The organism is Pseudomonas sp. R4-34-07 (genome assembly GCF_003852375.1).
Classification (GTDB): Bacteria; Pseudomonadota; Gammaproteobacteria; order Pseudomonadales; family Pseudomonadaceae; genus Aquipseudomonas.
Genome location: NZ_CP027760.1, coordinates 4,460,968 through 4,481,891 on the forward strand (window position 1 = coordinate 4,460,968; position 20,924 = coordinate 4,481,891).

13 protein-coding genes, 6 tRNA genes, 3 rRNA genes and 1 riboswitch are annotated in these 20,924 nt (G+C 56.2%); of the genes, 4 read left to right on the forward strand and 18 right to left on the reverse strand.

The annotated features are described in order from the left end of the window. Positions 1–17: 17 nt before the first annotated feature. The 7 genes from C4J85_RS20510 to C4J85_RS20545 all read right to left on the reverse strand — a co-directional run bounded on the left by C4J85_RS20510 (position 18) and on the right by C4J85_RS20545 (position 7,705). Positions 18–1,391 (reverse strand): MFS transporter, encoded by a 1,374-nt coding sequence (locus tag C4J85_RS20510; RefSeq protein WP_124407959.1) that lies wholly within the window; start codon positions 1,389–1,391, stop codon positions 18–20. Between the two features lie 393 nt (positions 1,392–1,784). Further along, a 5S ribosomal RNA gene (gene rrf / locus C4J85_RS20515) occupies positions 1,785–1,900 on the reverse strand. 168 nt (positions 1,901–2,068) lie between these two features. Further along, a 23S ribosomal RNA gene (locus C4J85_RS20520) occupies positions 2,069–4,960 on the reverse strand. A 249-nt stretch (positions 4,961–5,209) separates the two neighbouring features. Then, a tRNA-Ala gene (locus tag C4J85_RS20525) sits at positions 5,210–5,285 on the reverse strand. A 30-nt stretch (positions 5,286–5,315) separates the two neighbouring features. Then, positions 5,316–5,392, reverse strand: a tRNA-Ile gene (locus tag C4J85_RS20530). 161 nt (positions 5,393–5,553) lie between these two features. Then, positions 5,554–7,090, reverse strand: a 16S ribosomal RNA gene (locus C4J85_RS20535). Together the 16S, 23S and 5S rRNA genes with 2 tRNA genes alongside form the textbook arrangement of a ribosomal RNA operon. Before the next feature lie 538 nt (positions 7,091–7,628). Next, a tRNA-Arg gene (locus C4J85_RS20545) sits at positions 7,629–7,705 on the reverse strand. Positions 7,706–8,027: 322 nt separating this feature from the next. Between C4J85_RS20545 and C4J85_RS20550 the strand changes: the two genes are divergently transcribed. From C4J85_RS20550 to C4J85_RS20560, 3 genes are all read left to right on the forward strand, one after another. Continuing rightward, positions 8,028–8,255, forward strand: coding sequence for a hypothetical protein (locus tag C4J85_RS20550; RefSeq protein ID WP_124407960.1), 228 nt, complete (start codon positions 8,028–8,030; stop codon positions 8,253–8,255). Between the two features lie 11 nt (positions 8,256–8,266). Further along, the gene (locus C4J85_RS27775; RefSeq protein WP_124407961.1) at positions 8,267–8,446 is read left to right on the forward strand and encodes a PA3371 family protein; all 180 of its coding nucleotides are present in this window, start codon (positions 8,267–8,269) and stop codon (positions 8,444–8,446) included. 383 nt (positions 8,447–8,829) lie between these two features. Then, positions 8,830–9,156 carry an Arc family DNA-binding protein gene (locus C4J85_RS20560; RefSeq protein WP_003193592.1) on the forward strand — a complete coding sequence of 109 codons (327 nt, stop codon included), beginning with the start codon at positions 8,830–8,832 and terminating at the stop codon, positions 9,154–9,156. Positions 9,157–9,256: 100 nt separating this feature from the next. On the opposite strand, the gene mgtE is transcribed toward C4J85_RS20560, so the two are convergent. The 8 genes from mgtE to ltaE form a co-directional block, all read right to left on the reverse strand. After that, positions 9,257–10,699: a magnesium transporter gene (mgtE, locus tag C4J85_RS20565; protein ID WP_065892684.1), complete on the reverse strand. Its 1,443-nt coding sequence runs from the start codon at positions 10,697–10,699 to the stop codon at positions 9,257–9,259. Between the two features lie 350 nt (positions 10,700–11,049). Next, positions 11,050–11,126 (reverse strand) — tRNA-Arg (locus C4J85_RS20570). A 73-nt stretch (positions 11,127–11,199) separates the two neighbouring features. Continuing rightward, positions 11,200–11,276, reverse strand: a tRNA-Arg gene (locus tag C4J85_RS20575). Positions 11,277–11,384: 108 nt separating this feature from the next. After that, positions 11,385–11,475, reverse strand: a tRNA-Ser gene (locus C4J85_RS20580). 62 nt (positions 11,476–11,537) lie between these two features. Beyond that, entirely contained in the window at positions 11,538–11,726 is a 189-nt protein-coding gene (gene csrA, locus C4J85_RS20585; protein WP_003175645.1) for a carbon storage regulator CsrA, read from the reverse strand. 174 nt (positions 11,727–11,900) lie between these two features. Further along, positions 11,901–13,142: an aspartate kinase gene (locus tag C4J85_RS20590; RefSeq protein WP_124368054.1), complete on the reverse strand. Its 1,242-nt coding sequence runs from the start codon at positions 13,140–13,142 to the stop codon at positions 11,901–11,903. Positions 13,143–13,239: 97 nt separating this feature from the next. Then, a complete protein-coding gene (alaS, locus tag C4J85_RS20595) occupies positions 13,240–15,858 on the reverse strand; it encodes an alanine--tRNA ligase (protein ID WP_124410599.1) in 2,619 nt (872 codons plus the stop codon). Positions 15,859–16,004: 146 nt separating this feature from the next. Then, on the reverse strand, positions 16,005–17,009 hold the full coding sequence (gene ltaE, locus C4J85_RS20600) for a low-specificity L-threonine aldolase (RefSeq protein ID WP_124410600.1): 1,005 nt from the start codon (positions 17,007–17,009) through the stop codon (positions 16,005–16,007). A gap of 190 nt (positions 17,010–17,199) precedes the next feature. Then, positions 17,200–17,369, forward strand: a riboswitch (FMN riboswitch). A 114-nt stretch (positions 17,370–17,483) separates the two neighbouring features. On the opposite strand from ltaE, the gene C4J85_RS20605 reads away from it, so the two are divergent. Beyond that, positions 17,484–17,993 (forward strand): 6,7-dimethyl-8-ribityllumazine synthase, encoded by a 510-nt coding sequence (locus C4J85_RS20605; RefSeq protein ID WP_124410601.1) that lies wholly within the window; start codon positions 17,484–17,486, stop codon positions 17,991–17,993. A gap of 132 nt (positions 17,994–18,125) precedes the next feature. Here the strand turns inward: C4J85_RS20605 and astE are convergent, their stop codons facing one another. From astE to astB, 3 genes are read right to left on the reverse strand one after another with little or no spacing between them, the layout of a single operon-like run. Next, positions 18,126–19,130, reverse strand: coding sequence for a succinylglutamate desuccinylase (gene astE / locus C4J85_RS20610; RefSeq protein ID WP_124368057.1), 1,005 nt, complete (start codon positions 19,128–19,130; stop codon positions 18,126–18,128). A gap of 11 nt (positions 19,131–19,141) precedes the next feature. Next, positions 19,142–19,426, reverse strand: coding sequence for a topoisomerase II (locus C4J85_RS20615; RefSeq protein WP_124364046.1), 285 nt, complete (start codon positions 19,424–19,426; stop codon positions 19,142–19,144). A 26-nt stretch (positions 19,427–19,452) separates the two neighbouring features. Beyond that, on the reverse strand, positions 19,453–20,799 hold the full coding sequence (gene astB / locus C4J85_RS20620; RefSeq protein ID WP_124407964.1) for an N-succinylarginine dihydrolase: 1,347 nt from the start codon (positions 20,797–20,799) through the stop codon (positions 19,453–19,455). Positions 20,800–20,924: the final 125 nt, after the last annotated feature.

The following is a 20,924-nucleotide window of genomic DNA, read 5'->3' on the forward strand; positions in this document are numbered from 1 at the left end:
TCTGCCCGTTTTTTCGTTCAGGGGCGTGCCCTGCTCAAATCATGGGGGTGATCGTCCGGGTCCGTTGATTCCGGTGGCGTCTGCGCAACCGCCTCGTCCACCGTGGGTTCGGGCTCTGGCTCAGGAACAGTGGCCTGCATCTGCTCCTGTACCACCTGCTCATCTACCCGTGGGTCAAGGGCGGCCACCAACGGCGAACTGGACATGCTGTCAGGCATCGCCACGTGATGCAGCGGCGCATCGTCTACCTGGTGCAGGTTAGTCACCGCCTTCGGCCGAATACGCCATACCAGGATCAACGCACACAAACTGAAGAAGGCGTACAGCATCTGGCTGCCGAACAGCTTCATCAGCACGCCCGCCAGAAGCGGCCCGATACTGGCCCCAATGCCGTAAGTCACCAGCAACATAGCGGTCAGCGACACCCTGCGATCACCTTCCACATGGTCGTTGGAAAACGCCACTGCCAACGGGTAAAGACAAAACTGCACGAGTGAACATAGGAAGCCCGCCACGAACAGCATTTCCAGAGGGACCTGGGTCATGATCGCCAGAGGCAACGCCGCCACCGCCAAACACAAGGCAAAGCAGCGAATCAGCAGTGCGCGGTCATAGCGGTCCGACAACCAGCCCAGCGGCCACTGCACGAGCAGTCCCGCGAAAATACAGGAGCCCATGAACAAACCGACCTGTTCGGTCGTCAACCCCTGCTGGGAGGCATAGAGCGGTGCCAAGCCATAGAAAGAGCCGACGATCAGCCCTGCCCCCAGCACTGTGCTGAGCGACTGGGGCACACGCTTGATAAAGAAACGCGGCTCCATCGGCGCCGGGTGCAATGGTGCCGGGTGAATGCGGCGGGTCATGGCCACCGGCACCAGGCACAGGGCGAAGCACAGCGCCACCAGCATCAGCAGTTCAAGACCCAGGTGGGGATGCATGACTAGGATCAGTTGGCCCAGCACCAGACCGAGGTAGGAGGCGATCATGTAGCCGCTGAACACTACGCCGCGCTGCTTGGCATCGGCCTGCTCGTTGAGCCAGCTTTCGATGACCATGTACTGGCACATCATTCCCAGGCCCACAATCACCCGCAGTACGATCCACGCCGGTAGCCAATCGATCAAGCCATGACCCAGCACGGCCGCGCCGACGATACCGGCGCAGGTCGCGTAGGCGCGTATATGCCCGACACGCGCAATCAAACGGTGTCCGATCTTGCCGCCCAGCACCAGGCCAAAGTAGTTGGCCGCCATCAGCGCACCGACCCACAGGCTATCGACGTTATCCGCCGCCAAACGCAAGGCCAGATAAGTACTGAGCAGGCCGGAGCCGATCAGCATCATCAGGGAGGCGAAATAGAGGGCTCGAAAAGATTTCCAGATTTGGCGCATCGGCGTTCCGAGCGGCTCCTTGCAGTGAGGGGACAGGGCTATCGGCATGATAGTCCGCAGTGGTCGGGTCCGGACAGGCGGCATGAGCCGTTTCCGGGATTATTTTGCTTAACCGTTCAGACGCTGTATGCGTGTCTGCGAGGTACATGAAGTGGAGATAAATATACAACGCACCATCTGTGAACCTTGATCATAGCCAAGGTTCGACTGGTCTTTAGGTATCTGCCATAAAAGGCCAGAATAGAGCGCTCTATAGGATATAGAGCCTTACCGGTACGTTCGCATTGGCGTCGGCGATCTCGCGAGCAGGCTGGCGTTTGCAAGAGGTGTGAGGGTTTCGACCGCCCAAAACAAAACCCCATCTGCTTTCGCAAATGGGGTTTCGGAATTTAATCTTGACGATGACCTACTCTCACATGGGGAAACCCCACACTACCATCGGCGATGCATCGTTTCACTACTGAGTTCGGGATGGGATCAGGTGGTTCCAATGCTCTATGGTCGTCAAGAAATTCGGGTACTGAGTCGTGGCCATATGGCCTCGCTTCAGCAAATTGGGTATGGGATAGAAGTCGGTGTTTTGTGAGTATCGAACTTTCGGTTCATTGCGTCTTCACACACCGCAATCTGGCCTCTTTCGTCTTTCAACTAGGAGCAACAAATTGCTTGGGTGTTATATGGTCAAGCCTCACGGGCAATTAGTATTGGTTAGCTCAACGCCTCACAGCGCTTACACACCCAACCTATCAACGTCGTAGTCTTCGACGGCCCTTCAGGGGACTCAAGGTCCCAGTGAGATCTCATCTTGAGGCTAGTTTCCCGCTTAGATGCTTTCAGCGGTTATCTATTCCGAACATAGCTACCCGGCAATGCCACTGGCGTGACAACCGGAACACCAGAGGTTCGTCCACTCCGGTCCTCTCGTACTAGGAGCAGCCCCTCTCAAATCTCAAACGTCCACGGCAGATAGGGACCGAACTGTCTCACGACGTTCTAAACCCAGCTCGCGTACCACTTTAAATGGCGAACAGCCATACCCTTGGGACCGGCTTCAGCCCCAGGATGTGATGAGCCGACATCGAGGTGCCAAACACCGCCGTCGATATGAACTCTTGGGCGGTATCAGCCTGTTATCCCCGGAGTACCTTTTATCCGTTGAGCGATGGCCCTTCCATACAGAACCACCGGATCACTAAGACCTACTTTCGTACCTGCTCGACGTGTCTGTCTCGCAGTCAAGCGCGCTTTTGCCTTTATACTCTACGACCGATTTCCGACCGGTCTGAGCGCACCTTCGTACTCCTCCGTTACTCTTTAGGAGGAGACCGCCCCAGTCAAACTACCCACCATACACTGTCCTCGATCCGGATAACGGACCTGAGTTAGAACCTCAAAGTTGCCAGGGTGGTATTTCAAGGTTGGCTCCACGCGAACTGGCGTCCACGCTTCAAAGCCTCCCACCTATCCTACACAAGCAAATTCAAAGTCCAGTGCAAAGCTATAGTAAAGGTTCACGGGGTCTTTCCGTCTAGCCGCGGATACACTGCATCTTCACAGCGATTTCAATTTCACTGAGTCTCGGGTGGAGACAGCGCCGCCATCGTTACGCCATTCGTGCAGGTCGGAACTTACCCGACAAGGAATTTCGCTACCTTAGGACCGTTATAGTTACGGCCGCCGTTTACCGGGGCTTCGATCAAGAGCTTCGCGTTAGCTAACCCCATCAATTAACCTTCCGGCACCGGGCAGGCGTCACACCCTATACGTCCACTTTCGTGTTTGCAGAGTGCTGTGTTTTTAATAAACAGTCGCAGCGGCCTGGTATCTTCGACCGGCATGAGCTTACGGAGCAAGTCCTTCACCCTCACCGGCGCACCTTCTCCCGAAGTTACGGTGCCATTTTGCCTAGTTCCTTCACCCGAGTTCTCTCAAGCGCCTTGGTATTCTCTACCCAACCACCTGTGTCGGTTTGGGGTACGGTTCCTGGTTACCTGAAGCTTAGAAGCTTTTCTTGGAAGCATGGCATCAACCACTTCGTCGTCTAAAAGACAACTCGTCATCAGCTCTCGGCCTTGGAATCCCGGATTTACCTAAGATTCCAGCCTACCACCTTAAACTTGGACAACCAACGCCAAGCTGGCCTAGCCTTCTCCGTCCCTCCATCGCAATAACCAGAAGTACAGGAATATTAACCTGTTTTCCATCGACTACGCTTTTCAGCCTCGCCTTAGGGACCGACTAACCCTGCGTCGATTAACGTTGCGCAGGAAACCTTGGTCTTTCGGCGTGGGTGTTTTTCACACCCATTGTCGTTACTCATGTCAGCATTCGCACTTCTGATACCTCCAGCAAGCTTCTCAACTCACCTTCACAGGCTTACAGAACGCTCCTCTACCGCATCACTTACGTGATACCCGTAGCTTCGGTGTATGGTTTGAGCCCCGTTACATCTTCCGCGCAGGCCGACTCGACTAGTGAGCTATTACGCTTTCTTTAAAGGGTGGCTGCTTCTAAGCCAACCTCCTAGCTGTCTAAGCCTTCCCACATCGTTTCCCACTTAACCATAACTTTGGGACCTTAGCTGACGGTCTGGGTTGTTTCCCTTTTCACGACGGACGTTAGCACCCGCCGTGTGTCTCCCATGCTCGGCACTTGTAGGTATTCGGAGTTTGCATCGGTTTGGTAAGTCGGGATGACCCCCTAGCCGAAACAGTGCTCTACCCCCTACAGTGATACATGAGGCGCTACCTAAATAGCTTTCGAGGAGAACCAGCTATCTCCGAGCTTGATTAGCCTTTCACTCCGATCCACAGGTCATCCGCTAACTTTTCAACGGTAGTCGGTTCGGTCCTCCAGTTAGTGTTACCCAACCTTCAACCTGCCCATGGATAGATCGCCCGGTTTCGGGTCTATTCCCAGCGACTAGACGCCCTATTAAGACTCGCTTTCGCTACGCCTCCCCTATTCGGTTAAGCTCGCCACTGAAAATAAGTCGCTGACCCATTATACAAAAGGTACGCAGTCACCCAACAAAGTGGGCTCCCACTGCTTGTACGCATACGGTTTCAGGATCTATTTCACTCCCCTCTCCGGGGTTCTTTTCGCCTTTCCCTCACGGTACTAGTTCACTATCGGTCAGTCAGTAGTATTTAGCCTTGGAGGATGGTCCCCCCATATTCAGACAAAGTTTCTCGTGCTCCGTCCTACTCGATTTCATGACTAAGAGATTTTCGCGTACAGGGCTATCACCCACTATGGCCGCACTTTCCAGAGCGTTCCGCTAATCTCAAAGCCACTTAAGGGCTAGTCCCCGTTCGCTCGCCACTACTAAGGGAATCTCGGTTGATTTCTTTTCCTCAGGGTACTTAGATGTTTCAGTTCCCCTGGTTCGCTCCATACACCTATGTATTCAGTGTAAGGTAACCATCTTATGATGGCTGGGTTCCCCCATTCAGACATCTCCGGATCAAAGTCTGTTTGCCGACTCCCCGAAGCTTTTCGCAGGCTACCACGTCTTTCATCGCCTCTGACTGCCAAGGCATCCACCGTATGCGCTTCTTCACTTGACCATATAACCCCAAGCAATCTGGTTATACTGTGAAGACAACATTCGCCGAAAATTCGATCATACTCAATTAAGAGCGACTCACAAATTTTACCTTAGCCTGAGCCGTTACCAGTGAAAGTAACGTCCAGTCTATCTTTCTATCACATACCCAAATTTTTAAAGAACGAACTAGTCAAAGACTAGAAATCAACATTCACCATCACAGCGATGGAATGCTCATTTCTAAGCTTTCTACAAACAGAAGCAGTAGTGGTGGAGCCAAACGGGATCGAACCGTTGACCTCCTGCGTGCAAGGCAGGCGCTCTCCCAGCTGAGCTATGGCCCCGTATTTCTACAGGCGTTTCCCACACAAAATTGGTGGGTCTGGGCAGATTCGAACTGCCGACCTCACCCTTATCAGGGGTGCGCTCTAACCAACTGAGCTACAGACCCAATTTCGAGCTGCTAAGGCCGACCTCACCCTGCTCTTTACCACAAAGCATGGGGTGCGCTCTAACCAACTAAGCTACAACCCTTTGGGCTGCTTCTTTTCGTCTTCTTCAATGAATCAAGCAATTCGTGTGGGAGCTCATGAAGCAGCTGATGTCGTCGATTAAGGAGGTGATCCAGCCGCAGGTTCCCCTACGGCTACCTTGTTACGACTTCACCCCAGTCATGAATCACACCGTGGTAACCGTCCTCCCGAAGGTTAGACTAGCTACTTCTGGTGCAACCCACTCCCATGGTGTGACGGGCGGTGTGTACAAGGCCCGGGAACGTATTCACCGCGACATTCTGATTCGCGATTACTAGCGATTCCGACTTCACGCAGTCGAGTTGCAGACTGCGATCCGGACTACGATCGGTTTTCTGGGATTAGCTCCACCTCGCGGCTTGGCAACCCTCTGTACCGACCATTGTAGCACGTGTGTAGCCCAGGCCGTAAGGGCCATGATGACTTGACGTCATCCCCACCTTCCTCCGGTTTGTCACCGGCAGTCTCCTTAGAGTGCCCACCATAACGTGCTGGTAACTAAGGACAAGGGTTGCGCTCGTTACGGGACTTAACCCAACATCTCACGACACGAGCTGACGACAGCCATGCAGCACCTGTCTCAATGTTCCCGAAGGCACCAATCCATCTCTGGAAAGTTCATTGGATGTCAAGGCCTGGTAAGGTTCTTCGCGTTGCTTCGAATTAAACCACATGCTCCACCGCTTGTGCGGGCCCCCGTCAATTCATTTGAGTTTTAACCTTGCGGCCGTACTCCCCAGGCGGTCAACTTAATGCGTTAGCTGCGCCACTAAGAGCTCAAGGCTCCCAACGGCTAGTTGACATCGTTTACGGCGTGGACTACCAGGGTATCTAATCCTGTTTGCTCCCCACGCTTTCGCACCTCAGTGTCAGTGTTGGTCCAGGTGGTCGCCTTCGCCACTGGTGTTCCTTCCTATATCTACGCATTTCACCGCTACACAGGAAATTCCACCACCCTCTACCACACTCTAGTCAGTCAGTTTTGAATGCAGTTCCCAGGTTGAGCCCGGGGATTTCACATCCAACTTAACAAACCACCTACGCGCGCTTTACGCCCAGTAATTCCGATTAACGCTTGCACCCTCTGTATTACCGCGGCTGCTGGCACAGAGTTAGCCGGTGCTTATTCTGTCGGTAACGTCAAAACAATCACGTATTAGGTAACTGCCCTTCCTCCCAACTTAAAGTGCTTTACAATCCGAAGACCTTCTTCACACACGCGGCATGGCTGGATCAGGCTTTCGCCCATTGTCCAATATTCCCCACTGCTGCCTCCCGTAGGAGTCTGGACCGTGTCTCAGTTCCAGTGTGACTGATCATCCTCTCAGACCAGTTACGGATCGTCGCCTTGGTGAGCCATTACCTCACCAACTAGCTAATCCGACCTAGGCTCATCTGATAGCGCAAGGCCCGAAGGTCCCCTGCTTTCTCCCGTAGGACGTATGCGGTATTAGCGTCCGTTTCCGAACGTTATCCCCCACTACCAGGCAGATTCCTAGGCATTACTCACCCGTCCGCCGCTCTCAAGAGAAGCAAGCTTCTCTCTACCGCTCGACTTGCATGTGTTAGGCCTGCCGCCAGCGTTCAATCTGAGCCATGATCAAACTCTTCAGTTCAAACATCTTTGGGTTTTTAAGAAACCCTAAACTTGGCTCAGCAATCGTTGGTTACATCTTTGATTTCTCGCGGAGTAACTTGTGATGCTGATAATCTTGTTGACTATCAGTCTGACCCCACAAGCACCCACACGAATTGCTTGATTCAGTTGTTAAAGAGCGGTTGGTTAAGAGCTATTCGTCTCAACCGAGGCGCGCATTCTACAGCAGCCTCATTTGCTGTCAAGCGGTTATTTTCAGAAGTTTTCGAAGAATTCTTCAACAACTTCAACCACTTGCGCTTGCGATCTCTCGTAAGCGGGAGGCGAATTCTACAGCTTTAAGCAGGAGCGTCAAGCAGTTAAATCGAAAACCTGAGAATTCTTTTCCATCCCACCGCCCTTCTATATAGAGGAAACAAAAGGACGACCCAGGGACCATCGCGATTCGATTGCCCACCGACCAGCAACTGAATACCGCCGCACTTCTCACGGCTACAGTCAGGAAGCTAAGCGATTGATTTGATATTGACGAACGCAACAAGACAACAACTGAGGAATGGTGTCCCAGGGCCGGTTCGAACGGCCAACCTTCCCCTTAGGAGGGGGATGCTCTATCCAATTGAGCTACTGGGACAAATCGCAATCGACAAGCCAAAGGCTCAACGACGGACGGCGTGCATGTTAACGGGCAAGGTAGTTTTTGTCATGTCATCCCTTGGCTTTTTGATCGTAAGCCAACGCTTGCAAGCATGCGGTAGCGCAGCCCAATACAATCCGGGCGGCCTATGCCGTCGTGCAAAATGCACTCCCCCAAAGTGCCATCATTGCAAATTGCACTATACGACTCCCCATAAACCAATATAACCCATTGATTATATTGAATAAATCAGTTGGCACGCGACCTGCAACACTTCTCCCATAAACCCATTTGGCCAAGGCATACGGAGAAGAAGACTATGAACAGCGCCCTACTACTCGCCCTCAACGCAATGGCACTGACTGCGCTGGTAACTTTTCATTTCTTCCCAGCCAAATTGCAAGACCCGGCTCAAATCACCCAGGCCGTACCGCACCACCTGCAGCAAAGACCACAGCTGGCGGTGATGACAGCCGACCCTCAATCCCCTATTCGCTTAACCCAAGGCACCCAAGCCACCCCAACATCCGAACACTGGGTTTTCTGAGAGCGCTACTCATGTCCAAATCTGCATGGTTTTTTTTGTGCCTGACGCTCGCAACCGCCCTACTGGGCTTAAGTAATGCTATGCAAAACACTCGCACCCTGGCGTTCATCGCCAGTGCTGTTTTTGGATGCCTCCTGATCCTGACGCTCGCCCTCGGGCGGCGGATAAAATTCGACCCCATACTGCGCTAATCCCCCTCCAGCCCGACCTTATGTCGCTTTGCGCTAGCAAATCAGCAAACTGCCACTACCCTTACAGATGAGGGCAAAAGGCCATGTTGCTTAGGGCGTGCGCTCTTCAACCCGATTTCGGATAAGGCTTGCGCGAAGATCAGGAATACCCGACCCAACGCGAAAACTTTTCCAACCAGTCCGCAAAAATGCAAATCAGTGCTGGCATAAAGCCTTTAGGCGGTTCAATATTTGTCACAGAATTGACGCCAAGGAAATGTCAAATCTGAGGCATGATGCGGCCTCTTTGCAATTCGGGTTGAACTTTGGTCGTGAGCCTTGTCTTAACACTCATCTTGCGGCCAATTCCAAAAACCGCTCCCCTGAACTAACCGGTTAAATATATGCGCCCATTGAAACAGGCAATTTATTCCAGCCGTACGGCTGACAAGTTCGTCGTACGTCTGCCAGACGGAATGCGGGAACGCATTGCCGAGGTGGCTCGCAATCATCATCGCAGCATGAACTCCGAAATCATCGCTCGCCTGGAACAGAGCCTTATTCAGGAAGGTGCCTTGGGTGAAGAGTTGAGCATGCGCCTGGACAGCCCAGAGCTGTCACTGCACGAACGCGAACTGCTGCAGCGTTTTCGTCAGCTTTCCCACCGCCAGCAAAATGCTCTCGTCTCGCTGATCGCGCACGACGTAGAGGCGGCCGCAGAAGCCAATTGATTTGCAGCTGAAAGTCGAAGCCAGCCATGTGCTGGCTTTTTTTTGCGTGGGAGTTGAGCAAGAAAGCAATGCGAGGGCAGATTTGCCCCCGCAGGAAAGGTCAGAGCAGGAAGATCGTAGCCAAGCCCAGGAAGATGAAGAAGCCACCACTGTCAGTCATGGCCGTGATCATCACGCTGGCCCCCATGGCAGGATCGCGCCCCAGACGCGCCAGGGTCATAGGGATCAAAACCCCCATGAGGGCAGCCAGAAGCAAATTGAGGGTCATTGCAGCGGTCATCACCACACCCAGCGACCAACTGCCATATAGCAAGTAAGCCACCACGCCGATTACCCCTCCCCACACCAGGCCGTTGATGAGCCCCACGGCCAGCTCCTTGCGCAGCAGACGCGAAGAGTTGGCGGTACTGACCTGATCCAGCGCCATGGCGCGTACGATCATGGTGATGGTCTGGTTACCGGAGTTACCGCCGATGCCGGCCACAATCGGCATCAACGCCGCCAGGGCCACCAACTTTTCGATGGAGCCCTCGAACAGCCCGATCACGCGGGAGGCGATAAATGCAGTAATCAGGTTAACGGCCAACCAAGCCCAACGGTTGTGCAGCGACCGCCAGACTGACGCGAAAATATCTTCCTCTTCACGCAAACCCGCCATGTTGAGGACTTCGGTTTCACTCTCTTCGCGAATAAGGTCAACGATTTCGTCAATCGTCAAACGGCCGATCAACTTGCCGTTCTTGTCCACCACCGGGGCAGAGATCAAGTCGTAACGCTCAAAAGCCTGGGCTGCGTCGTAGGCATCTTCATCCGGGTGAAAGCTCACGGTATCGCTGGCCATCAGGTCAGCAACTCTCTTCTCCGGATCATTTACCAGCAGGCGCTTGATGGGCAATACGCCCTTGAGAATGCCTTCATAGTCGACCACAAACAGCTTGTCGGTATGCCCCGGCAGCTCTTTGAGACGGCGCAGGTAGCGCAGTACCACTTCCAGGCTGACGTCTTCGCGGATGGTGACCATCTCGAAGTCCATCAGCGCGCCGACCTGGTCTTCATCATAAGACAGTGCGGAACGCACACGCTCACGCTGCTGAGTGTCCAACGCCTCCATCAGCTCATGAACAACATCGCGCGGCAATTCAGGCGCCAGGTCGGCCAGCTCGTCCGCATCCATCTCCTTGGCCGCAGCCAGGAGCTCATGATCGTCCATGTCGGCGATCAGGGTTTCACGGACCGAATCAGATACTTCGAGGAGAATGTCGCCGTCGCGATCAGCCTTGACCAACTGCCAGAGCGTCAGGCGATCATCCAGCGGCAAGGCTTCGAGAATATAAGCAACGTCGGCGGAGTGCAGGTCATCGAGTTTGCGTTGCAGCTCGACGAGATTTTGCCGGTGAACCAGGTTTTCGACGCGGTCGTGGTGCGGACCTTCCTGGCGGTGCGTGAGGTCTTCGACCACGCGCTGGCGCTGCAGCAGCTCGATAACTTGAGCCAGGCGATCCTGCAGGCTTTCTTGTGTTTTCTTTACTTCTACTTCGGTCATAGGCGAACTCCACTCCCAGCAGCGGAGCGCGCCGGAAGAATCAATCAGTCAATTCATGATTGGTAAAGCGGGATACTGAGTAACTACTGGGTAAGTCCATGGAGGCATTCCACAAGCCCCGGCGGGGCTGACCGGCGCATGATACACCGCTCGGCCGCTTTTAACGTCAAAAAAAACTGGAAAGAACAAGCGCTTGCAAGCCAAAGCTGAGTGCTGGCTACATCTATGAACTGCGACGACGCAGCGGGAAGGGAAAACACAAGGGAAACAGAAAAAGACGTACGCCAGGATAAAGCCTACACAAACCCCAGACGGCAAAAAGCCCGCACTAGGCGGGCTTTTTGTTTGTATGGTGCACTCGACAGGATTCGAACCTGTGACCGCTCGGTTCGTAGCCGAGTACTCTATCCAGCTGAGCTACGAGTGCAGAGTGTGTTTTTTAGACCAGATCACAACTGGTTGAAACCAAGCCATCTGCATTGCTGCAATTGACTCTTAAATGGTGCACTCGACAGGATTCGAACCTGTGACCGCTCGGTTCGTAGCCGAGTACTCTATCCAGCTGAGCTACGAGTGCATTTGTTGCCGCGCATTATAGGCCGTTCAATCTCTATGTAAAGCTATTTTTTCGATCAATTTCAACAACTTACCGAAAAAACCAGATTGCAACGTACTAAGCAAATAATGGCGGAGAACGGGGGATTCGAACCCCCGACACCCTTTTGAGGTGTACTCCCTTAGCAGGGGAGCGCCTTCGGCCACTCGGCCAGCTCTCCGCAACACGGGGCGTATATTAACCACGTTCCTCCCCGTTTGCAAACATAAAAAACGATAAAAATTAAAGGCTTGGTTCTTCGTCCTTCTCTTTCTTGATCCGCAGGTAGATTTCCTCGCGATGGACCGCTACCTCTTTCGGAGCGTTAACCCCGATACGCACTTGATTGCCTTTGACGCCGAGCACGGTCACGGTGATTTCGCCATCACCGATAATCAGGCTTTCTGCGCAACGACGAGTCAGAATCAACATACCTTTCACCTCACGCAATTCATTTCAGGAACAACAGTCTGCAAAAAAAAGGCATTCGACCTACAACCAAAAGGCCGTAGCCCTACCGCCTAAGTATTGTCGAGCCCACGCAAAAGAACATGCGCCCTACAAAAAAATGAAAGGCGCGGTAAGCCGCGCCTTCCTGGCATCGCATCACTCGCCCTGTCGGGCCGGAGCGTCCAGCTCAAAAGCGGTATGCAGCGCGCGCACGGCCAGTTCCAGGTATTTTTCTTCAATCACTACCGAGACTTTGATTTCCGACGTGGAGATCATCTGGATGTTGATGCTTTCCTTGGCCAGCGCTTCGAACATGCGACTGGCAACACCGGCATGGGAGCGCATGCCCACACCCACGATCGACACCTTGGCAATCTTGGTATCGCCGATCACTTCACGGGCGCCGATCTCGCTTGCAGTGTTCTGCAGGATACGCTCGGCCGCATCGTACTCGTTGCGGTGCACGGTGAAGGTGAAATCGGTGGTGTTATCGTGCGAAACGTTCTGCACGATCATGTCGACTTCGATATTCGCGCCGCTGATAGGACCGAGGATCTTGAAGGCCACACCCGGGGTGTCTGGCACGCCACGGATCGTCAGCTTGGCTTCATCGCGGTTGAAAGCGATGCCGGAAATGATCGGCTGTTCCATGGATTCCTCTTCATCAATAGTAATGAGGGTGCCCGGACCCTCTTTGAAGCTGTGCAATACGCGCAGCGGAACGTTGTACTTGCCGGCGAATTCCACCGCACGAATCTGCAGCACCTTGGAACCGAGGCTGGCCATTTCCAGCATCTCTTCAAAGGTGATCTTGTCCAGGCGCTGGGCCACGGACACGACGCGCGGGTCGGTGGTGTAGACGCCATCGACATCGGTATAGATCTGGCATTCGTCAGCCTTGAGAGCCGCTGCCAGTGCCACGCCCGTGGTGTCCGAACCGCCACGCCCAAGCGTGGTGATATTGCCCTGCTCGTCAACACCCTGGAAACCCGCTACCACGACCACGCGCCCAGCCTTCAGATCAGCACGAATCTTCTGATCGTCGATCTGCAGGATGCGCGCCTTGGTATGTGCGCTGTCGGTAAGGATGCGCACCTGACTCCCAGTGTAGGACACCGCTGGCACACCACGCTTGTTCAGAGCCATGGCCAGCAGCGCAATGGTTACCTGCTCACCGGTGGACACAATCACATCCAGCTCACGCGGGAGCGGTTGTTGATCACCGCTGATGGCCTTGGCCAGGTCGATCAGGCGATTGGTCTCGCCGCTCATGGCCGACAACACCACCACCAGGTCGTCGCCAGCATCACGGAACTTCTTAACCTTGTCGGCCACCTGCTCGATTCTTTCGACAGAACCGACCGAGGTGCCTCCGAATTTCTGTACGATCAAAGCCATTTCTAAGCCGCCTCAGCCCGTAAAGGGGCGCCCAATAAACGAATCTTCCAGCAACCGAGCGAGCCCACGACTAGACCATGGGCTCATTAACAGCGCCTTAAATACCTGCCTCGACAAACGGCACGGTCAAGGCCAGCGCCGCGTCCAGGGCGCCGGCATCTACACCACCGCCTTGCGCCATGTCCGGACGACCACCGCCTTTGCCGCCCACTGCCGCAGCGGCTTGCTTCATCAAATCACCGGCTTTGAGTTGGCCAGTCAGGTCCTTGGTTACACCGGCAACCAGCACGACCTTATCCTCATGGACACTGCCGAGCAGGATCACTGCGCGGCCGAGCTTGTTCTTCAACTGATCGACCAAAGCCAGTAACGCCTTGCCGTCCTGCCCGTCCAGGCGCGCCGCCAGGACTTTTACGTCCTTGACGTCAACCGCCGAGGCCGACAGATCGTCGCCCGCAGCACTGGCCGCCTTGGCTTGCAACTGCTCCAGCTGTTTCTCCAGCGCACGGTTGCGCTCAAGCACGGCGGACAGCTTGTCGATCAGATTGTCGCGGCTACCCTTGACCAGGCCGGCCGCTTCCTTGAGTTGTTCTTCGGCTGCATTGAGGTAGGCCAGCGCCGCGGCACCGGTGACTGCCTCGATACGACGCACACCGGAGGCCACACCGCCTTCGCTGATGATTTTCAACAGGCCAATGTCACCGGTGCGGTTGGCGTGGATACCGCCACACAGTTCCACCGAGAAACTGCCGCCCATGCTCAGTACGCGCACTTCATCGCCATACTTCTCGCCAAACAGCGCCATGGCGCCCTTGTTCCTGGCGGTTTCGATATCCGTTTCCTCGGTTTCAACCGGGGTGTTCTTACGGATTTCGGCGTTGACGATATCTTCCAGCGCCTTGATCTGATCAGGCTTGATCGCTTCGAAGTGGCTGAAGTCGAAACGCAGGCGCTGGCTGTTGACCAACGAGCCCTTTTGCTGGACATGCTCGCCCAACACCTGACGCAACGCAGCGTGCAGCAAGTGAGTAGCCGAGTGGTTCAACGCGGTTGCATGCCGTACATCGGCATCGACCTGAGTCTCGACTGGCGCGCCGACGACCAGGTTGCCCAGTACCAACACACCATGGTGCAGGAACGCACCACCGGTCTTGGTGGTGTCGCGCACGTCGAAACGACCGGACGTCGAACTGAGGAAACCACAGTCACCGATTTGCCCGCCCGACTCCGCGTAGAACGGCGTCTGGTCCAGGACCACCACCGCTTCATCGCCCTCGTTCAGCACATCGACTGACTTGCCGTCTTTATAAATGGCAACGATTTTGGCCGCGCCGGCGGTAGCCTTGTAGCCGATGAACGCGGTAGGCACATCAACCTTGACCAGGGTGTTGTAGTCCAGGCCAAACGAGCTGGCGGAACGCGCACGCACACGCTGGGCTTCCATCTCACGCTCGAAACCGGCCTCATCGACGGTCAGCTCACGCTCACGGGCGATGTCGGCGGTCAGGTCCATCGGGAAGCCATAGGTGTCGTAGAGCTTGAACACTACATCGCCCGGCACCACGGTGCCTTTGAGTTCAGCCAGGTCCTGCTCGAGAATTTTCAGGCCGTGCTCCAGGGTCTTGGAGAACTGCTCTTCCTCAGCCTTGAGCACCCGCTCGATGTTGGCTTGTTGCTGCTTCAATTCCGGGAAGGCATCGCCCATCTCGGCCACCAGGGCAGCCACGATCTTGTAGAAGAAGCTGCCGGTAGCGCCCAGTTTGTTACCGTGACGGCAGGCGCGGCGGATAATGCGGCGCAGCACATAGCCACGGCCTTCGTTGGACGGTAGCACCCCATCGGCAATCAGGAAGCCGCAGGAGCGGATGTGGTCCGATACGACCTTGAGCGAAGACTGGCCTTCATTGGCGCAGCCAATGGCCGCAGCCGATGCGCTCAACAGATTGGTGAACAGGTCGATTTCATAGTTGGAATGAACGTGCTGCATGACCGCACTGATCCGTTCCAGCCCCATGCCGGTGTCCACCGACGGTGCCGGCAACGGATGCAACACGCCATCAGCGGTGCGGTTGAACTGCATGAACACGTTGTTCCAGATTTCGATGTAGCGGTCGCCGTCTTCATCCGGCGAACCCGGCGGGCCACCCCAGATGTCGGCGCCGTGATCGTAGAAAATCTCGGTGCAGGGGCCGCAGGGGCCGGTGTCGCCCATGGTCCAGAAGTTATCGGAGGCGTACGGCGCGCCTTTGTTGTCGCCGATGCGGATCATGCGCTCGGCGGGCACGCCGATTTGCTGGGTCCAGATGTCATACGCTTCGTCATCCGTGGCATAGACGGTTACCCAGAGCTTTTCCTCGGGCAGCTTGAGCACGCCGGTCAGGAAGGTCCAGGCGAAGGTGATCGCGTCTTTCTTGAAATAATCGCCAAAGCTGAAGTTACCCAGCATTTCGAAGAAGGTGTGGTGGCGCGCGGTGTAACCCACGTTTTCCAGGTCACTGTTCTTGCCGCCGGCGCGTACGCACTTCTGACTGCTGGTGGCGCGAGTGTAGGCGCGTTTTTCCTGGCCCAGGAAACAGTCCTTGAACTGGTTCATCCCCGCGTTAGTGAACAGCAGGGTGGGGTCATTGCCTGGGATCAAGGAGCTTGAGGCTACACGGGTGTGGCCTTGCTCTTCGAAGAAGCGAAGGAAGGCTTCACGGATTTCTGCGCTTTTCATTAGGTTCTTCCACGGAGGCTGCGGCCAAAGGCCAGTGCGCAACATCATCAGACGAAGCGACGGCAAAGGGCCGCATTATATCGGCCCTTTGCCGGTGGTACAGCGTGTTTATGTGATAGAAGCAGTCAATTAGACGGCCTGCACTGTCATTTCTGCGAAAATGCGACGAATGTCTGCACGACTTGCTCAATCTGCGCCCGGCTGACGTCCAGGTGCGTCACCATGCGCAGGCGCGGAGCGGCGCTCAACTTGATCCCGCGCTCGGCGGCAAACGCTTTCAACGCCTGGGCCCGGTCACCGATCTGCACATAGACCATGTTGGTCTGCACCGGCTCCACCGTATAACCCGCCTGGCGCAACTCATCCCCCAGCCACTGCGCATTGGCGTGGTCATCGGCCAAACGCTGCACCTGGTGATCCAGGGCATACAGGCCTGCCGCCGCCAGTGAACCGGCCTGGCGCATGCCGCCGCCGACCATCTTGCGCAGACGCCGTGCCTTGGCGATCAATGCCGTGGAACCGCACAGCACCGAGCCGACCGGCGCGCCGAGCCCCTTGGACAGGCACACCGACACTGAGTCGAAATGCCCGGCAATTTCCCGCGCGTCCACGCCCAGCTTGACCGCTGCGTTGTAGAGCCGCGCGCCATCCAGATGCAACGCCAGGCCGTGTTCACGGGTAAACGCCCGCGCCTTGGCCAGGTATGCCAATGGCAGCACTTTGCCTTGCATGGTGTTTTCCAGCGCCAGCAAGCGCGTGCGGGCGAAGTGAAAATCATCGGGTTTGATCGCTGCCAGCACCTGGTCGAGGTCCAGGGAACCGTCTGGCTGCACCTCCAGCGGCTGCGGCTGGATCGAACCCAGCACGGCCGCCCCGCCCCCTTCGTATTTGTAGGTGTGGGCCTGTTGCCCGACGATGTATTCCTCGCCGCGCTCACAGTGGGCCATCAACGCCAGCAGGTTGCTCATGGTGCCGGTGGGCACGAACAGCGCGGCCGCAAAGCCCAGGCGCCTGGCCAACTCAGCCTCCAGTCGGTTGACGCTGGGGTCTTCGCCGTAGACGTCATCACCGCTGACGGCGCTAGCCATCGCATCGAGCATACCGGGGGTGGGTTGGGTCACGGTGTCGCTGCGCAGGTCGATCACGGTCATGAAGGGGGCCTCTAACGGAATGGATAAGTCCTTTTGTGAGTGATTACTGCGGGCAAAGCCACGCAATATCAAGTCCCCGCTGCATTCAATCGAATACCCACCAAACAAACCGATATAGCTTATCGATACGGCAACCGTGCAGTTTTTGAAAAAGCATGTTAAAAACTCTCCGCCGCCAGGGTTCTGGTGGCAACGTTCTCAGGGCGGGGTGCAATTCCCCACCGGCGGTAATTGCGCGCAATGTGCATAGCCCGCGAGCGCTTGGCGCCTCGAACTGCTCAGGCAGGACGGCGACAAGGTCAGCAGACCCGGTGTGATCCCGGGGCCGACGGTCATAGTCCGGATGAAGAGAGAACGGGATTGGCACCTAAGGGCCGCGCGTTGAATTCATGCCTGCATGAAAACAGCGGTGCATACCCTTAAATCCCATTCGATTCATAACGCCCTGTTTTTTTCTTAAACAGGAGTCAGAACATGCAACCTACCGCAATCGACAGCAAAAGCAAAAACCACCACGGCGAGCGCGTCGCGTTTATCCAGGCCTGCTGGCACAAGGATATTGTCGACCAGTCGCGTAAAGGTTTCCTCGCCGAAATGATCGCCCAGGGCTACCAGGAATCGGATATCGATTTTTTCGAAGTCGGCGGCGCCTTTGAAATGCCTCTGCACGCCAAGCTGCTGGCCAAGACCGGCCGTTACGCCGGTATCGTCGCCGCAGCGCTGGTGGTGGATGGCGGCATCTACCGTCACGAATTCGTCGCGCAATCGGTGGTCAGCGGCCTGATGCAGGTGCAGCTCGAAACCGAAGTGCCGGTATTTTCGGTGTCGCTGACCCCACATCAATTCCACGGCGGCAGCGAACACACCACGTTCTTCTACGAGCACTTCGTGCACAAGGGTCAGGAAGCTGCGCGTACGTGTGCCGACACGCTGCACAAAGTGCGGGCGATCCGTCGTAGCGAGCCGCGGGCTGTAGCGGTATAAGCAACACCGCAAAAACAATGTGGGAGGGGGCTTGCTCCCGATAACAGTGTGTCAGTCAGCTCATCTGTAACTGATACACCGCCATCGGGAGCAAGCCCCCTCCCACATTTGCATAGGGTCAGGCCTTGAAAACTACACTAGGTCGGCATCCGTGGTTGGCACGATCAATATCCCCGCGCGCAAACCATTCTTCACCTTCGGGTTGGGGAAGATGATGCGTGCGCCCTCTTCCTCGATTACCCAGCGGGTCTTGGCTACGTCTTCGGCCAGCAGGTAGCCTTTTTCCAACTCCGAAAAGTTTTCCACATCCGCCGGCAGGTGCAGCAGGAAGGCGTCACTGTGCTTGATCACTTCACGCGCAACGGCGAACAGCTGCATACCGTCGAGGCTGTCCGTGGCAGGTTCGGTGCCTTCGATGATCTGCCTGAGGCGCAGCTCCAGGCGGGAAACATCCACGCCCTCGTTATGCCCGAACGGCCGCGCCTTGCCCAACTCCAGGGTGAAGGCCTCGGCGTCCAGCTGTTCGTAGGTAAAGGCGGTGAAGGTGATCGAGGTCTTGTTCTGCAACAGCACCGCTTGCATGCCGGCTGCGTGCAGGCGCTCAAGCTCACGGCGTGAATGCTGGCGCCCTTCCTTCCACGGGTACAGCGCAAACTGCTCGATCTTCGAGCCACGAATCGCGGTGTGCAGGTCGTAATGCAGGCGCGAACGGCCAGGCTGGCTGAAAAAGCTGCGGGCCAGCTGTTCCAGTTCGGCGGCGCGCATGGCTTCGGGGCCGATGTTGCTTTCATGCCGGCCGTTGAACAGCCGGTTGACGTCCAGTTCGAGGTAACGCTCGCCGCGACGCATGGCCTCGGGGTTGCCGAACAGGAACAGAATACGGGTGCGGGGTTTGATTTCCCCACGGGCGATGCCATGCAACAGACGGTCGAGCAACTCGATCGGCGCGGTTTCGTTGCCATGGATGCCGGACGACAACAGCAGGTCGCTGCCGTTGTCCCGTGCTTCAGGAGGACGCACTTCAAGCGCGCCCTCACTGAGCCAGCGCATCTGCACGCCGTCGACAGTCAGTTGAATTTTTTGCGCCGGTTCGCGACCGGCGAGGGTCAGTTCAAGCAGTTTGCCGAGGGCGAGCATAAGCAGCTTCCTTAGTGGTTGCAGCCAGGACCATGGACGTGATCGTCGTCGCCTTCAACCTCGGCCGGTTCCATTTCCAGTTGCAGGCTCATCAGGTTGGTTGCCAATGGGCGCATCAATAGGTTGGCGTACTCGGCGTCACCCTCCTCCACATCCACGCCGATCAGCAGTTGGCCACGGCCGTCGTGCTGGATCCAGATCTCCTTGCCCTGCCAGACCACGGCAACGCGGGTGCAGGAGGTTTCCAGCTGGGTGCCGTCGGTGTCTTCAAGGATCAGCTTAAGGGTGTCGGTCATAAATAAAATATCTCAGCCGTAGGGCGTTAATGGGTCTGGAAAGGATAAACCGAGCCCAGTTTAAGGATTTGCGTCAGTTCATCCAGTGCCGTCCGGCACTCAAGCAGCAGTTGCGGGTCAGCCAGGTCGGTTTCGCGCAGGCTGTCGCGGTAGTGCTTGTTGACCCACTGGGTCAGGGTGTCGTACAGCGGCGCGGTCATGATAACGCCTGGATTCACCGCCGCCAGTTCGGTTTCGTTCAACGCCACACGCAGACGCAGGCACGCCGGGCCGCCGCCATTTTGCATACTTTGCTTGAGGTCGAAGACTTTCACTTCGCGGATCAACCCGCCGGAGGCCGTGAGCTGTTGCAGGTACTGCCAGACGCGCTCGTTGGCGCGGCATTCTTCCGGCACGATCAGCAGCATCGAGCCGTCAGGACGGGTCAGCAACTGGCTGTTGAACAGGTAGGAGCGCACCGCGTCCTCCACACTGACCTGGGCACGCGGCACGCAGACCGACTGGAAATTGCCGCCCAACTTGCCCAGTTTGCCCTGCAACTCAGCGAGCATCTGTTCGGTATGGAGGAACGCGTCCTCGTGGTAGAACAGCACTTCGCCATTGCCTACCGCGATCACGTCGTTATGGAACACGCCAGCATCGATCACCGCCGGGTTCTGTTGGGCGTAGACCACGCCTTCATCCTTCAGGCCGTGCAAACGCGCAACCGCCTGGGACGCCTCGAGCGTCTGACGTGCCGGGTATTTCTGTGGCGCCGGGTAACGAGCGTCAAACGCACTGCGGCCGAAGACAAAGAACTCTACGCCCGCCTCGCCATAGTCACGGCAGAAACGCGTGTGGTTCGCCGCGCCTTCATCACCAAACTGCGCCACCGCCGGTAACGCGGCGTGGTGCGCGAAGTGCTGCTGATCGGCAAACATCGCCCCCAGCACGCGGCTGGTGGTCGGGTGTTCGATGCTGCGGTGGTATTTGCAGTTGAGGTTGGCAGCGGTGAAGTGCACGCGGCCGTCCGCCGTATCGGCGCTGGGGCTGACGGTGGCCGCGTTGGCCACCCACATGCTCGACGCCGAGCAGCTTGCCACCAGCAACGGCATGGCTTGCTTGGCCGCCTGCTGAATGACCTGCGCGTCGGTGCCGCTGAAACCGAGGCTGCGCAAGGCGGCCACGTCCGGACGTTCCTGGGGTGCAAGCACGCCTTGCACAAAGCCCATGTCCATCAGCGCTTTCATTTTCTGCAGCCCCTGCAACGCCGCTTCCTTGGGGTTGGAGTGTTGCTGGCTGTTGCTCTGGGACGCGACGTTGCCGAAGGACAAACCGCCGTAGTTATGGGTCGGCCCCACTAGACCGTCAAAATTGACTTCATAGGATTTCATCGGCGAGGCTCCACGAACATCTGTTTTTATAAGCAATCTTCAACACATCACAGATTCAGTGTAGGAGGGGGCTTGCTCCCGATAGCAGTCTGTCTGTTGATAAATCAGGTGACTGGTCCACCGCT